This is a genomic window from Bartonella sp. AP1QHHD, assembly GCF_042196265.1.
GTDB lineage: Bacteria > Pseudomonadota > Alphaproteobacteria > Rhizobiales > Rhizobiaceae > Bartonella.
The window spans coordinates 46,832-63,087 of sequence record NZ_JBHIPW010000001.1; the positions used below are offsets into that span (position 1 = coordinate 46,832).

Genomic DNA, 16,256 nt, shown 5'->3' on the forward strand with positions numbered 1-16,256 from the left:
ACTTTAATTATTTTTAAAAATCTTATTTTAAAAAATCCAATCCCATTTCACGATAACGTTCTGGATCGGTATCCCAATTATCGCGCACTTTCACAAAGAGAAAAAGATGAACCTTTTGATCCATAATTTCCATGAGTTCTTTACGTGCTGCTTGACCAATCGCTTTAATTGTATCGCCTTTTGCTCCTAAGACAATTTTTTTCTGACTCTCACGCTCGACATAAATAACTTGATTAATTTTAACGGAACCATCTGAACGCTCTTCCCAGTTTTCTGTTTCAACCGTTGAGGAATAAGGAAGTTCATCATGAAGACGAAGAAAAAGTTTTTCACGCGTAATTTCAGCAGCAAGATGACGCATAGGCATATCAGAAATTTGATCTTCCGGATAATACCATGGCCCTTCCTGCATCATGTTACTCAACGCATGAAGTAAATCCTTGCAACCAGAACCGTTTAGAGCAGAAATCATAAATGTTTGCGCAAACTTTACACGTTCATTTATTTTAGTGGTTAACGCTAGAAGAGATGATTTAACAACTGTATCAACCTTATTAAGAACAAGAACTTTTTCTTGTTTCATATTGTTTACAATATCTAACATCATATCAACTTCATCCGAAAGACCACTTTGAGCGTCAATTAAAACAAGCAGAACATCAGCGCTCTTAGCCCCTCCCCAAGCAGCAGAGACCATGGCTCGTTCTAAGCGCTTATGGGGACGAAAAACACCCGGTGTATCGACCAACACAATTTGCACATCATCATGAATGACAATACCGCGGATTAAAGTTCGTGTTGTTTGTACCTTATGTGTTACAATTGAAACCTTTGTTCCAACCAATTGATTAACCAATGTCGATTTACCGGCATTAGGCATCCCAATAAGCACAACAAACCCAGAACGCGTTTTCATAACGTCACTCATGATTATTTTTTCCCACTGTTTTCCATACACCCTCTCGTCGCAAAATTTTTTCAGCTGCCATTCTTTCAGCATATCTTTTGGAGCTTCCCTGCCCAATCTCTGAAGCAAACCCAGAAATACTGACCTCTACCATAAAAACAGGATCGTGATCTGGACCTGAACGTTTTATAACCTGATAATGTGGTTGTGCATTGCCTTGGATATGTGCCCATTCCTGTAATTCTGTCTTGGCATCACGTCGACCAGCATCCATTTTCTTTGCCCTACTTTGCCAATATTTTTGAATAAAAGGGCGAACACTTTCCAATCCTCCATCGAGATATATTACGGCAATCAAAGCTTCCACGACATCTGCATGCATATTGATAAGTCGACGCCCCTCAAAATTTTTCATCTCAAAACCAACACGGATCATATCAGGAAGTCTCATTTCACGCGCAATATCAGCACATGTCTGTGCATTGACCAGATGATTTAAACGGACTGATAATTCACCTTCACTTGCCTGAGGAAAAAGTTGATACAGCATCTCTGCAATCAAAAGCCCTAAAACCCGATCCCCTAGAAACTCTAGTCGTTCATAATTCCCCTGTTCCGAATCTTGTACACTCGAGTGTGTTAATGCCTTCTTTAACCTCTCTTCATCTTTAAAACGATGCCCCGTCAGCTTGAAAAGCTGATCAATCATGAGACGTTTCATCGTTGTTTCCTTGCTTGATAAGCGGCAAATCATGAACCGTATTTATGAAAGAAAACAAACGTTTCCAACGCACATCAAATGGCCAACGCCAAATCTGCCAAGCACTTGAACCATTACTGATAGAAAAGAAAATCACGCTCGCGCGACCAATAAGATTTTCTTCTGGAACATAGCCTACATCTAAACGACTATCATCTGAATTGTCGCGGTTATCCCCCATCATAAAGTAATGTCCCTGAGGAACTTCAAAGACTTCTGTATCATCAACTTTCGGGATGAAAGCTAAATCAAGTGTATCATAACTGACACCGTTAGGCATTGTCTCGCGATAAACCTCAACAGGATAGTTCACTTCCGTTATATCAGAATTATCAATCTCCCCCATAAAGTGACGTGAAACAGCCTCATCATTAATATAAAGGACACTTTGACGGACTTGTATACGATCACCTGGTAGCCCAACAACGCGTTTTATATAATCAATCTTCGGATTACTTGGTAAGCGAAAAACGACCACATCTCCACGTTGAGGTTGAGATGCCCAAATCCGTCCAGAAAAAAGAGGAGGAGAAAAGGGGATGGAAAAACGAGAATACCCATATGCATACTTAGAAACAAACAGATAATCTCCCACCAACAAAGTAGGACGCATTGAACCGGAAGGAATACTAAACGGCTGGAAAAAAAGTGTCCGAATAAACGCTGCTAAAAGCAAAGCCTGTATTAAAACAGAAATAAATTCACGAAGCCCACCTTTTTTTTCTTTTTTATGCACTTTATCTTTTTGGATCATCACCAACTGCCTTCTCATCACAGATATAATTTTTTTCATCATAATATTCAAATAACAAAAGCACAATCTCTCACGCCATCTATCCACGTGGAAGTGCTTCGATAATAATAAATGCCTGTGCCCAAGGAAAATCATCTGTTATACTAAGATGAATAACTGCATCATGATGAGGAGGTAATAACTTTTGAAGTTGTATTTGCGCACGATTTGTTAATTGCATTATTGGTTTACCAGATGGCAAATTAACGACCCCCATGTCTTTCCAATTGATACCACAAGCGATTCCCGTTCCTAAGGCTTTAGCACATGCTTCTTTAGCAGCAAATCTTTTTGCATAAGAAGAGGAGCTTTTTTTGAGATTTTCAGATCTATTCCTTTCAATATCCGTAAAAATACGTTGGATAAAACGCTCACCATAACGAACCAACATTTTCTCAATACGTCGTATATCAACCAGATCATTTCCAAGACCAATAATCATAAGATATTACCCGATCTTTCTTACGATGAGCGCTTCTTTAAACGCCTTTTTTTTATAATCTTTTGATATCGCTTTTGTTTAAAACGAACCGTTGCTCTGTAAACACCTATATAAGATAAACCACCAAAAACAATACCTAAAAGAGTTCCCCCTAAAATCATAGGACTCATAATTGTGTCCCATGCGCCTTTAAAGAGGAGAGAGAGATTTGACAATGTCAAACCATTAAATAGAGCACGAATTTGCGAAAGAGAAATCTCTTTGACATCGCTAAAAAGTGATAAACAAAAATACCCTACTTTATAATCAGCCATGACAATCAATAAAAATGTGAGTGGATTAGAAAAAATTGTCCCAATGATTGCGGCAGCAAAGTTTGCACGCAAAAGCCAAGAAAAAAATATTGCCAAAATAATATGCAGCCCAAAGAAAGGGGAACAAGCTAAAAAAACGCCAACAGCAACCCCTAATGCTACTTCATGCGGTGTTGCTGATATACGCAAAATACGTTTATGTATGTAGCAAAATGAGCGAGAAAATGAACGACGTGGCCATAACCAAAGTCGAATACGCGTTACAAAATCTATTGGTTTTCGACGACGAAAAAGCATATCACTCTCAATATACATCTTTTGATGATGAAATAATCTATATCATCCAAATTAATCTTTTTAAGCTTTTGCACAAAAAAATAGAACGACAATTAAATATTTCGACTGCCTGGTTTAATCGCGGGAAGAACAGAAAGCTCTGCAGGAAGTGCATCACTAGCATAAGAGGTTATCTCGTATTCAGCAAGCGCAATCAATGGAACTCCAACATTGACCTTACCACCAGAACGATCAAGGATACATGCACTGGCCAATACCTCTGCTCCTGCTGCAACAAGCGCTTCAACAGTCTCACGAATGGAAAGACCCGTTGTTACAATATCTTCAACAATAACAACCCGTGCACCCTTCTTGATTTCAAAACGACGCAATTCAAAGATGCCATTTACACGCTCTACCCAAAGAGAAGGAACACCAAGGTGACGTGAAGTTTCATAGGAAGGAATAAGACCGCCAATTGCGGGACCAACAACATAGTCAATTTTTCCCTCGATAGATTTTCTGATTTTTTCAGCCAATCCACGACATAACTTTTCCGTCAAGTCAGCATGCATGAATACTTTCGCTTTTTGCATATAAGTCGCACTATGGCGCCCCGATGTTAAAATAAAATGCCCTTCTAGAATAGCATCTGCTTGTTTAAAAATATCAATGACATCTTGTGTATTCATTGCAAAATCTTTCTTTTTATCCATGAACCCGCCGTACTGTACTTACTGAACCTGCCTTTTTTAACTGAGAAAAAATACGATTCAAATGTTTTAAATCCCACACTTCCAAATCAATCATAATTTCTGTAAAATCTGGTGCTGTACGGATAAAAGATAAATTTTGGATATTGGCATCGTTAGCAGAAATTATTTGTGTAATTTCAGCCAAAGAACCAGGACTATTTACAACTAAAATATTCATCCGTGCAGGAAAACGTTCATTCATTTGGGCATCAATATCCCAGCGGACATCAATCCATCGTTCTGGTTGATCATCATACGCCATCAAAGCTGAAGACTGGATTGGATAAATAACGATCCCAGCTCCTGGCTGCATAATACCAACAATCCGATCTCCAGGTACTGCTCCTTCCGGTGAAAAACGTACGGGTATATCTCCACGGGTTCCTCTAATAGGCAAGGCTTTAGATTGATGATTCTCGACCATTCCATTCTTTTCATTTTCTGGAACTTTAAAAATCATACCTTGAGCATTTTCAATATTAAACCAACCTTCTTCCCCAGGCTTAAAAGATGACTTTTGTACCACACGGTGATCTTGATAATCAGGATAAACCGCTTTAATCACATCAGCGGAAAACAGCTCTCCACGCCCAACAGCAGCCAATACATCCTCTACATCTTTACGTGCTAAACGTGGCAAAACTTTCTTCAAAAGGTCTTTTGAAAATTGCTTTCCCATATATTCAAATGAACGCTCTAGAATACGATATCCTAAACCCGAATATTGTTTACGTACCGCTGCACGACTTGCTCGTCGAATAGCTGAACGTGCTTTACCCGTGACAACAAGAAATTCCCATGCTGCTGGCGGAATTTGAGCGTGTGAGCGAATAATATCAACCTCATCACCATTTTTTAATTTGGTCATTAAAGGCATAATACGACCATTGATTTTTACACCAACACAAGAATCACCGATATCTGTATGGACGGCATAAGCAAAATCAATAGGCGTAGCTCCTTTAGGAAAAGCAATTAATCGACCTTTCGGCGTAAAACAAAAAACTTGGTCTTGAAAAAGCTCAAGTTTTGTATGTTCTAAAAACTCTTCTGGATTATCTCCATCAGACAAAGATTGTATCGTTTGACGCAACCATGCATACGCATTTGTTTCATTTGATAACCTCGAAGCCGAATAATTAGAACCTTTCTCTTTATAAATAGAATGTGCCGCAACGCCATATTCAGCAATTTCATCCATAGCAGCAGTTCTAATCTGCAATTCAACACGTTGTCGCGATGGTCCCACAATCGTTGTATGAATGGAACGATAATCATTCTGCTTTGGTATAGAAATATAATCTTTAAAACGACCTGGAACCATTGGCCAAGTCGTATGAATAACACCAAGAGCGCGATAACAATCATCCACTGTTTCAACAATCACACGAAATCCAAAAATATCGGATAATTGTTCAAAAGAGAGCGCCTTGCTTTCCATTTTGCGAAAGACGGAATACGACTTTTTCTGACGGCTTTTAACATTCGCTTTAATGCCATGCTCGAAAAAAAGTTTTGTCAACTCGTTTTCAATTGTGGAAAGCAAATCACGATTGCGTTTTGATAACTCAGAAAGACGATTGGTAATCGTACGATAACCTTCTGGATTTAAATAAAAGAAAGAGAGATCTTCTAATTCCTCGCGCATATCCTGCATACCCATACGACCAGCAAGCGGCGCATAAATATCCATCGTCTCCTCAGCAATTCGCCGACGTTTATCATCACGCATAACACCAAGGGTACGCATATTATGAAGACGATCAGCAAGTTTGACTAAAAGAACACGAACATCATCAGAAATAGCTATAAGAAGTTTACGAAGATTTTCTGCTTGTACGGCTTTCTTTGATACAAGATCAAGCTTATTAAGCTTTGTAAGCCCTTCAACCAACTTTCCAATTTCAGAACCAAAAAGCTGATCAATTTCTGCTCGTGTAGCGCTTGTATCTTCAATTGTATCATGCAAAAGAGCAACAGCAATCGTTGCCTCGTCCAACCGCATATCTGTCAAAATAGCAGCAACTTCTAAAGGATGAGAAAAATAAAGATCACCTGACGCACGCTTTTGATGTGCATGCTTTTTCATTGCATAATCATAGGCCCTGTTTAAAAGAGCCTCATCTACGTCAGACTTGTAACGTTGAACACGTCCAACAAGCTCACACTGACGCATCATACGAGCATATCCTTTATCTTTTCACACCCCTAATCTTTATTGAACACGTCCTATTAATAAAAGACACGAAAAATAATTGCTCCTCACATGACAAAGTATCTTTACCCCTCTAACATAAATTGCTGCAATTAATAATCGTCACTTTTTTCTGGAACAACCAAACCTTCAATACCCGCTAAAAGCTCTTCTTCTGACATATGATCAAATGAAGTACCTTCTTCTTGCGACGACGTATTAAAAACACTTTCAGCTTCACCTGAATGGGTAATAAATCCACTTGCCATTTCTGGCTCATCTACTTCCACATGCTTTTGCAGCGAATGAATAAGGTCTTCCTTTAAATCAGCAGGCGACAATGTTTCTTCTGCTATTTCACGCAAAGCAACAACTGGATTTTTATCATTATCACGATCAACCGTAATCTGCGCTCCTTGTGAAATCTGACGCGCCCGATGACCTGCTAAAAGTACCAATTCAAAGCGGTTGTCAACTTTATCAATACAATCTTCTACCGTTACGCGGGCCATTTATGCCTCTTTCTCAAATAAAAAAATAATAGCGGATAAAGGAGTATATACAATAATCAAAATAAAACACAAGAAAAACAACACAAACTTTTATATTTTTTGATTAAAGAACTTATTTAAAAAAATTCTTGGAAAATTTATAAAAATGTATAACCTATCCATGCTCGTTATCAAAATTTCTTTTAAAAGCATTCCAATAGATTGACTTCAAACAAAGGGAGGTCTTTCTTGACAAAATACTTGTCTGGAGTCCTTATCCTTTTAAAAGGAATACCTGCTGTTTAAACCCTTTGCAATAACAACAGCCTTATACATACTTTTTATGATAATATCTTCATCTAAAGAGAGAACTTTTTTTCTTTGAACGTCATGTGTATCGCACTCTTATTCATCGAATAAATTACTGAAAAATGACCTCTCTTTACACAATAATGAGCAATAAGTTTATATTAAACTTTCTTCTAAAAAAGTTTATTTATATTCATTATAGATTGTTTATCAAAACATAACCCGTCATATACGCTATAAAGACTCAAAAAATAGAAAAACGATTGATGCCTAACACCATGAATAGCCAATTAACATCACTGTGCCCAGAACCACCCAAAAATTGCAATTTATGTCCGAGGCTTCATCAATTTATCACTGGCTGGCGTGCAAAAGAACCAAGTTGGTATAACGCACCGGTGCGCCCATTCTTTCCTTATAAAGGGCCAGATACAACACGCCTTCTTATTGTTGGGCTTGCTCCTGGATTACGCGGAGCAAATCGAACTGGACGTCCATTTACTGGTGATTATGCTGGGCACTTACTTTATTCAACTTTAAAAAAGTTTGGTTTTGCCCAAGGAACCTTTGAAGAAAGAGCAGACGATACTCTTGAACTTATTGATGCAGCAATTGTTAACTCTGTTCGTTGTGTTCCACCAGAAAATAAACCCACCGGTGCAGAAATTAACACGTGCCGCTATTTCTTCTCACCTCTTTTAACAAATCTTCCCAAACTTAAAGCCGTTATTACCTTAGGCACCATTGCGCACCATTCAACGATACGTGCCCTTAATGCAAAAGTTTTAGCTCACCCTTTTGGACACGGCGAAATCAATAACATCGGCAGATTACGCATCTTTTCGAGCTATCACTGTTCTCGTTATAATACAAATACTGGACGTTTGACAGACGCCATGTTTCATCAAATCTTTCAAGCAGCAAAAACATACTTAGATCAATGCTAAAACTGTTTTAAACAGCGCTATGAATAAAGAATATCTAGATCGCATCCATTAGCCATACCTTTTTAAAAGTCTTGCTTTTTCACGTCCCCAATCGCGTTTTTTTTCCGTTTCGCGCTTATCATGAAGCTTTTTCCCTCGCGCTAGAGCGATCTCCAACTTAACGCGCCCTCGTTCATTAAAATAAAGTTTGAGAGGAACAAGTGTCATTCCTTCACGAGACGTTGCATTAAAAAAACGTGCCATCTCACGTTTTGAAAGTAATAATTTGCGCAAACGTCGTGGTTCATGATTAAAACGATTAGCCTGCGTATATTCAGGAATATAGCTGTTTACTAACCATAATTCCCCATTCTCAAAACTCGCATAGCTTTCAGCAATATTGGCATGATTAGAACGTAAGGACTTCACTTCCGCTCCCTGAAGGACAAGACCAGCCTCGAGATTATTAAGGATTTCAAAATTAAAACGTGCTTTACGATTGTCAGCAATTATTTTCCGTACGGGCGCGTTCTTTTTTTTATTCATGGCTTTGTCAATATCATTTTATGCTTTTAAAAGACCAGCATGACTGAGGGCTGCATCAATAATCTTCTTTGTTCTTTCTGTTAATGGAACAATAGGAGAACGCACAGTATCACCACAAAATCCTAATTTTGCAGCAGCATATTTAATACCTGCTGGACTAGGTTCAATAAATACAGCACGATTAAGAGGCATCAAGCGATCATTTAATTCTCGTGCTGTTTTATAATCACCACGAAAACAAGCGGCTTGAAGCTCTGCACAAAGCTTTGGAGCAACATTAGAGGAAACTGAAATACACCCCATACCTCCATGTGCATTAAAACCTAACGCCGTACAATCATCACCGGAAAGCTGCACAAAATCTTTTCCACACTTTTCACCTTGTTCACTAACGCGCTCAATTCTGCTCGTTGCATCCTTAACACCAATGATATTGTTAAAATCTTGATAAAGGTCTTTCATCGTTTCTACAGCCATATCGATAATAGAACGACCAGGAATATTATAAATTATAATTGGAATAGAAACAGCTTTGGCAATGGAAGAAAAGTGCTTGTATAAACCAGATTGATTTGGTCTATTATAATAGGGAGTGACAACCAAAACTGCATCTGCACCAGCTTTTTGCGCGTATTGTGCAAGCTCTACGGCCTCACTTGTGCTATTTGATCCCGCTCCAGCAACAACAGGAACACGCTTTGCAACCTGCTCAACACACAATTCTATAATCCGCTTATGTTCTTCATGACTTAACGTTGCTGATTCACCTGTTGTCCCAACAGGGCTTACACCGTTAATCCCTTGTGTGATCTGCCATTCAACAAAATCACAAAACGCCTTCTCATCAATCGCGCCCTTGTTATCAAACGGTGTGATAAGCGCAGTTATAGCTCCCTTGAGCATGATAAACTCCCTATAATGTTTGCTTTTATTTTTTTTATAATCGCCTTTTATAAATTTTAAATAGAGCATAATCTTGCTCTATCATTGAAGCAAGATGAATTTCAAAAAAAGCCCCCATAAGATGAAAATGTCCCTCCTTAAATGTTGAACATTTCTTTAAAATAAGCCGTCTATATTAACGCGTTTTTCATGCTTGTGTTCTATAAATCCTTAAGTTTTTACAAAAAGCAAGGTCTCAAGGTCTTTTCTCTATGCGTGTATTTTCCACCTCTCTTTTCGTATCAACCTTTACTGCACTTATACTGGCAATAAGAATTTTATTTTCAAGTGCATACGCGCAAACACCCCTTTTGCAAGGAAACGTACCAATCCCTTTGGTTCGCCCTACTCCCTTTACCGCAAAAGAAGCTCAAGAATCTCTTCAACAGATACACACGACATCACACAATACTGCTACACTTCAGCAACTGAAAACTGGGCTAGATGCACTAGCAAACAACAATATTGCAAAAACAATAAATCTTCGTAATTCAATGGAAAAACATAGCCTTGATCGTCATATTTTGACATGGGCGCTGGGGGTGTCAAACCAAGCTAATATACCCAGTTCTGAAATATTTAATGCAATCAACATGCTAAAAGGATGGCCAGGTATAGAAACGATGCAACGCAATGCTGAACGTGCTTTTCTTAACGAAACCAACGTCACACGCGCAATCATCCAAAAATTTTCTCATCACCCGCCCCAAACAGCACAAGGGATGGCTCTCTTCGCTAAAGCACTTATCGCAACGGGACAAACCACTCGTGCTCAACACGTTATTGCGCCATGGTGGCATAAAACACAGCTTAATGCAAAAGAAGAAGTATTTGTTCTTAAAAATGCAAACGCTATATTAAAACCTATTGATCATTTGAAACGCATGCAGTTTATGCTGTATGCACATCGTTTTGATTCAGCAGCACGCGTTGCAAAATTAGCCCATGCTCAATCTCTTTTTAATGCTTTTGTAGCCGTTGAAAAAAATGATCCTAGAGCTACACAAAAATTAAAAGCTGTAGAGAGATCATGGCAAAAAGATCCTCTTTTTCAGTTTGCTCGAATACGCCATCTTCGACGAACAGAGCAATATGATGCAGCAGCAGCACTCATGATGAAAACATCTAAAGATGCATTCCGCCTTATGAACCCTCATTCATTGTGGAAAGAACAACGCGCCCTTTCTCGTGAAATGCTCGATTTAAACAAACCAAAAATTGCTTATCAACTTGTTGCAATGCACACTGGTATAACATCTGCATTAGCCGTCGATGCTGAGTTTCATGCAGGATGGTATGCACTACGGTTTCTTCATAACCCTAAATTGGCAATGCAGCATTTTTCACGTATTCCTCAACTCTCTTCTTTACCTTTTTATGCATCACGTGGATATTACTGGATGGGACGAACAGCAGAAACGCTAGAAGAACATCAAAATGCCCAGCAATACTTTCATCGCGCAGCTCATTTTGGTGCAACTTACTATGGTCAATTAGCCGCTGCACGACTCAACCAAAAAAAGCTTAAAGTTTTCTTTCCCAAACCAACAACCGCTGAGCGACAACATTTTAGTGCACGAAAAGCGATCAAAGCAATTCAACGTCTTGAAACAGCCGGCTATGCTGATTTTGCTAAAATTTTTTATAGAGAGCTCGGAAAAAAAATAGAAAGCCCCGGTGAATTAGCTCTTCTGGCTGTTATGGCAGAAAAAAATGGAGACTATTATACCAGCCTCAAAATTGGAAAAATGGCTGTTTTTCAGGGGAAAAATGTCGGTGCACTCTCTCATCCTCTGGGAGCTATACCAGCTTCTGCTAATATTTCTGTAGAAGAAAAATCGCTTATCTATGCCATTGCACGCCAAGAAAGCGAATTTAATCCAACAGCCATATCAAAAGCAGGTGCACAAGGTATACTTCAATTGCTTCCTACAACAGCAAAAGCACTGGCAAAAAAATACTCAATCGCATGGTCTCCTAAAAAATTTAGCAGTGATGCTCATTATAATGCAACATTAGGTGCCCATTTTCTCAATGAACAATTAGAACGTTTTAATGGATCCTATATACTAACTCTTATTGGCTATAATGCGGGTCCCCGTCGAGTCAATGAATGGATAAAACGTTATGGCGATCCTCGAGGACAATCTCTCGATAACGTCATTGATTGGATTGAACGTATTCCTTATACAGAAACACGTAATTACGTGATGCGTGTCATGGAAAATTATGGTGTCTACAAAGCAAGACTCACTGGGAAAATAGATATAAAAACCGACTTGCTTTCTGGTCGACGGAAATAATATGCCTTAACTTCCCAAATAGCATTTGAAAGCGTTGATAAGAAGTGTTTTTATTCCTTTTTAAATAGTACCATACCCACTTTCTTAGGACGTATAAGAAAGTAATTTTAATTGATTCAGTATTAATAAATTCGAAATGAGAAAACCCTCCGCTATTTGGGTCTTTTATTTTAAATACAAAATGATGAATTATCATTATAAATCAACAGGTAGTACAAATAATTCATTTCTTCTCAACATAGACGACAATATCATAGAGATTACAAATATAAGAGAAGAGTGAAACAAATAGCTCATCCTTTTACTGTTGCTTATTAGTCAATATTCAAATCTTGTGAAACAGCATCTTTTAAGACTATTTTTTCCTGCTTATAACATTTCTATACCAAATAAGAGCACGTTATTATATATATCGTTTGGATTATTTCTGATAATAGAAAGACAGACACATTGAGTTAGAAATCCTTAAAGCAAACAATTCTCTTCTGCCCCTTCCCTTTTCATTCGGTTTTACGACTTTTAAATATGTCAATATCTTTTAATGATGAAGATGAAGCTTTGCTTTTTTTCTCATTTTTACATATAAGCTCACATCCTTCACACAAAACAGAGTATCCCCAAATAGTATGTTTTTCTTATTTATATTATTGTTTTATTTTAATGTTTCTAAGTCCATTTCACAACGGTGTATCTGAAAAGTACTTACGAAAATCCTCTCACGAATGGTATAAAAATCGATTAGACCTTTAATTAATAAAAGCTATAGCTCTATCACCCCTTAACTCCCAATATTGCAAAAACCCTTTCATTTAGAGCACTCATAAGAAGTATATTCACTGCTTTTTAGAAGTTTTTTATTCATGCTCCTCCTCAACTTGTATCATAAGTAAGCAGATGGTTTTGATTGATTCAACATCAAAAAAATTCGAATAAATTATATTTGAACTTTCATTAAAATTATAAACAATCATTATAAATCAATATATTATAAGAAAAGCGCCCCGCATAAAAAATCAGCTAAATATTAGGGATACTCTAATTGTTTTATTCACTTTTGATGGTGGTGGTGGTGGAAAAGAACCAACGCGTTGAAGGGCTGCCATCGCTAATCGATCAAGTTCCGGATCACCAGCAGAGACTGCTACACGACTAGAAAAAATACTCCCCTGCTCATGCACCATAAATTCTAACTTCACCGTTCCTTTTGTACGATTGGTGCGCTGTCCCACAATATAATTTTTTTGCCTTTCTAATTGTGACTGTACCTTTGCTAACCACTCCATTAACAACATATCTTCAAGCCCTGCTGTACCGCCGCCCTTGTTGATGGAAGAAGAACGTACCGCCTTTGCATTGGAGCGCTTTACTACAGCCTTTGGCATCGGTATTGTTTTTTTGATAAACGCTTTATGCTCCACTTTTTGAGGTAGGGGTTCTTCCAAAGGCTTTAAGTCATCTTGTTCTACTATATGCTGAGGTTCTTCCGATTGAACTTCATCCACGGATTCCAATCCTTCTGACTCCTGCTCTAAGAGATCAGACTGTAATACTTCTTGCTCTGTATTAATATCCGACTCTCTATGAATATCTGGCAAATCTGTATCAACATCCGGATATACAGTTTCTTGCACAAAATTCAGCATAATCTCCGACGAGAGCAAACCATTACTTATACCAGTACTTTGAAAATAAAACTGTGCTGCTAATAATACATGCAAAAAGAAAGCCCCAATAAATGCACCAATCCAAAGAGTTAATAATTGTTTCGTATTTGCAAAATTCATCGTTTCTTCTGCCACTATTTTAAGCTTAATATTGGTGTTCAATCTCATTAAAACAGGCTATTTTGAAATTGCAACTTTTTTCTTGACTGATTTTATCATGTTTAATATGGTCTTCTAATGATTTTGTGCCGTTGTCAAAATCATTCCTACTTGGCTGGCAAGTTTTAATCAGTGAGTCCAGCCTTTTTGTATTAAAAAAATTTCAAAACAGAGAGGGGATGGTTAAAAGGGTTATGATGTGTTATGCAAATAAGACGAAAAAATATCTATAAAAGCTGTGTAATTTTAAGTGCATTATCGGTCTGTATACCTTCATTTGTTTTTGCACAAAATAAAGATGGAAGTGCTGTCACTGAACTTAAACCAATCCTTATTAAAGGAAAAAAAATAGAAGATGCTTCAAATTCAATAACCATTCTGACTGATCGTAAGACCAACAAGAATATTGATGAAAGACAAATAACTGATGTTTATGATGTGAGTCGTCTTAATCCTTCCGTATCCTATAACTCAGAAAATAACAGTTTCGTTATTCGGGGTTTAGATGCAAACCGTGTTCTTACGACAATGGATGGTATTTCTCTTCCATGGTTTAATGATATATTCCGTGGTGGAGGTGGAAACACAACTTTTGATTTCAATGCTCTTTCTACGTTTGATACTATTCAAGGATCAGATTCTAGTCTTTATGGTTCTGGCGCCTTAGGGGGAATCATTGCGTTGCGTACTCTTGATCCTGAAGACCTGATCGTGGAAGAAAAGAATTGGGGAAGCCTTATAAAAGGTGGTTATAATTCTGTTGATAACAGCTGGCGCATCGATCAAACTTTTGCTGTGCGTAATTACCGGACATTTTTACTTTTTCAAGGATCTTATGTAGAAGGTCATGAGCGCAAAAATATGGGAACAGTAGAAGGGTATGAGGAACGCACGCGCAAAAACCCTTCTCACTTTGATAAAAATAACTTGCTTTTTAAAATTCATCAATATTTGAGTGATAATCACCGCCTTGGTTTTACCGCAGAGCGTTTTGGTCATAATAGTAACACACATGAATTAAATTCGTCTAAAAGATACGCTCCAGGTTCGGTTTATGAGCAGGATAATAAACTTCGTGAGCGCTTTTCTCTTTCTTATAATTATAATGGTAATGGTGATGCAGTTCTTGATGCGTTTAATGGGCAGCTTTATTGGCAAAAGCAATCAAGTCGTTACGTTATGACAGGCGTTCGTGTTTCAGCCCCCAAAGGGGATTATTTGAGAGATAATTTCTTGCGTAATATCAATTATGGTTTCAATGCTGATGCCCTTAAAAAAGTGGATTTTGGCACTATAAACCATACGTTAAAGTTTGTAATAAATGTTTCGTCATCTAAATTTCATCACTATTTGTTAGGTAAAGACAATTGTCATATAAAAGAATACGCTCGGGGATGTCTTTTTGTTCCTGCGAATCGATCAGATTCACCAGACACAAATGGTTACAATTTAGGTTTTGTTTTTGAAGATGAAATTGGGTTGGTTGATGATCGTTTTCGTGTAACACCGGGAATCCGGTATGATTGGTACAAATATGTTCCTCAGAAAACACCTTCTTATGAGAAAGCACTGATTTCTGATAAATTCCCTCCAGAAAGAAGTGGCTCACGCTTTTCTCCTAAATTACGCGTGGAGTGGGATGTTCGTAATCAAGTAACGCTCTATGCTCAGTGGGCACAGGCTTTTCGTGCACCACGTATTTCAGAACTTTACGTCTCTTATATCAAACCTTCTGCTTATTATGTGAAAGGGAATCCTGATCTTCAACCAGAAACAAGCAATGGGTATGATGTTGGTCTACGGTATGGAAATGTAAATTTCGGTGGTTCCTTCAATGCCTTTTTCAATCAATATAAGAATTTCATAGATACTGAGGATAGAGGTCCATCAGAGGAATTTAGATTTGCGCGTCGGCATTACATGAATCGTTTTCACGTGCAAATTTTTGGTGTTGAGACAAAAGCCCATTTAGTTCTTAAAAATGGTTTTCATAGCAATGTTGCTCTTGCTTATTCACAAGGAAAAGATCTTGATAAAAAGGAGTATCTTAACTCAATTCCTCCTTTGAAAGCAGTTATCGGATTAGGATATGCAAAAGAGGTTTGGGGAAGCGATATTATCCTTACTTTGGCAGCTAAACGTGACAAAGTAGCCGGAGAATCTGATTACCAAAAAATTCCAGGATATCATGTCGTTGATATGACAGGGTGGTGGAAACCATTCGGTGAAACGGGACCTATTCTAAGAGCCGGTGTTTATAATCTTTTCAATACAAAATATTGGAATGTATCTGAACTTCCTTCAGGTAAAAGTTCAACACCAAAAGATTATTATAGCCAGCCTGGTCGTAACTTTAAGGTGTCGTTTGTACAAAAGTTTTAGTCACTTCTGTTAATTATTCGGTCAATAAAATCGTATTGATAAAAGGATTAATTATTGTGTTTCTATTTTCAACATCTTTTAAATTACAAAGAT

14 protein-coding genes are annotated in these 16,256 nt (G+C 37.8%); 3 read left to right on the top strand and 11 right to left on the bottom strand.

Going from position 1 to position 16,256, the window contains the following annotated elements; genetic code table 11:
• Positions 1–22: 22 nt before the first annotated feature.
• The 8 genes from era to rpoZ all read right to left on the bottom strand — a co-directional run bounded on the left by era (position 23) and on the right by rpoZ (position 6,953).
• Positions 23–928, bottom strand: coding sequence for a GTPase Era (gene era / locus ACFIME_RS00235; RefSeq protein ID WP_012754937.1), 906 nt, complete (start codon positions 926–928; stop codon positions 23–25).
• Entirely contained in the window at positions 921–1,628 is a 708-nt protein-coding gene (gene rnc / locus ACFIME_RS00240) for a ribonuclease III (RefSeq protein ID WP_375634160.1), read from the bottom strand. The genes era and rnc overlap by 8 nt, the downstream gene beginning before the upstream one ends.
• Entirely contained in the window at positions 1,609–2,421 is an 813-nt protein-coding gene (gene lepB, locus ACFIME_RS00245; protein ID WP_375611213.1) for a signal peptidase I, read from the bottom strand. The genes rnc and lepB overlap by 20 nt, the downstream gene beginning before the upstream one ends.
• 79 nt (positions 2,422–2,500) lie before the next feature.
• Positions 2,501–2,902, bottom strand: coding sequence for a holo-ACP synthase (gene acpS, locus ACFIME_RS00250; RefSeq protein WP_375634162.1), 402 nt, complete (start codon positions 2,900–2,902; stop codon positions 2,501–2,503).
• A 20-nt stretch (positions 2,903–2,922) separates the two neighbouring features.
• Complete coding sequence (locus tag ACFIME_RS00255) at positions 2,923–3,513, bottom strand: DUF2062 domain-containing protein (RefSeq protein ID WP_375661818.1); 591 nt, start codon at positions 3,511–3,513, stop codon at positions 2,923–2,925.
• 92 nt (positions 3,514–3,605) lie between these two features.
• On the bottom strand, positions 3,606–4,184 hold the full coding sequence (pyrE, locus tag ACFIME_RS00260) for an orotate phosphoribosyltransferase (RefSeq protein ID WP_375661840.1): 579 nt from the start codon (positions 4,182–4,184) through the stop codon (positions 3,606–3,608).
• A gap of 16 nt (positions 4,185–4,200) precedes the next feature.
• Positions 4,201–6,426, bottom strand: coding sequence for a RelA/SpoT family protein (locus ACFIME_RS00265; RefSeq protein ID WP_375684335.1), 2,226 nt, complete (start codon positions 6,424–6,426; stop codon positions 4,201–4,203).
• Positions 6,427–6,554: 128 nt separating this feature from the next.
• Entirely contained in the window at positions 6,555–6,953 is a 399-nt protein-coding gene (rpoZ, locus tag ACFIME_RS00270; protein ID WP_375617635.1) for a DNA-directed RNA polymerase subunit omega, read from the bottom strand.
• Between the two features lie 566 nt (positions 6,954–7,519).
• Here rpoZ and ACFIME_RS00275 point away from each other — a divergent pair.
• The gene (locus ACFIME_RS00275; RefSeq protein ID WP_375684341.1) at positions 7,520–8,188 is read left to right on the top strand and encodes a uracil-DNA glycosylase; all 669 of its coding nucleotides are present in this window, start codon (positions 7,520–7,522) and stop codon (positions 8,186–8,188) included.
• A gap of 48 nt (positions 8,189–8,236) precedes the next feature.
• Here the strand turns inward: ACFIME_RS00275 and smpB are convergent, their stop codons facing one another.
• Both smpB and dapA read right to left on the bottom strand, forming a co-directional pair.
• Positions 8,237–8,713 (bottom strand): SsrA-binding protein SmpB, encoded by a 477-nt coding sequence (gene smpB, locus ACFIME_RS00280; protein WP_012231306.1) that lies wholly within the window; start codon positions 8,711–8,713, stop codon positions 8,237–8,239.
• An 18-nt stretch (positions 8,714–8,731) separates the two neighbouring features.
• Entirely contained in the window at positions 8,732–9,616 is an 885-nt protein-coding gene (gene dapA, locus ACFIME_RS00285) for a 4-hydroxy-tetrahydrodipicolinate synthase (protein ID WP_375612952.1), read from the bottom strand.
• 251 nt (positions 9,617–9,867) lie between these two features.
• Here dapA and ACFIME_RS00290 point away from each other — a divergent pair, with 251 nt between their 5' ends.
• Positions 9,868–11,958: a lytic transglycosylase domain-containing protein gene (locus ACFIME_RS00290; RefSeq protein ID WP_375661816.1), complete on the top strand. Its 2,091-nt coding sequence runs from the start codon at positions 9,868–9,870 to the stop codon at positions 11,956–11,958.
• A 1,013-nt stretch (positions 11,959–12,971) separates the two neighbouring features.
• On the opposite strand, the gene ACFIME_RS00295 is transcribed toward ACFIME_RS00290, so the two are convergent.
• The gene (locus ACFIME_RS00295) at positions 12,972–13,742 is read right to left on the bottom strand and encodes an energy transducer TonB (protein WP_375661839.1); all 771 of its coding nucleotides are present in this window, start codon (positions 13,740–13,742) and stop codon (positions 12,972–12,974) included.
• 243 nt (positions 13,743–13,985) lie between these two features.
• Here ACFIME_RS00295 and ACFIME_RS00300 point away from each other — a divergent pair, with 243 nt between their 5' ends.
• A complete protein-coding gene (locus ACFIME_RS00300; protein ID WP_375684336.1) occupies positions 13,986–16,163 on the top strand; it encodes a TonB-dependent hemoglobin/transferrin/lactoferrin family receptor in 2,178 nt (725 codons plus the stop codon).
• Positions 16,164–16,256: the final 93 nt, after the last annotated feature.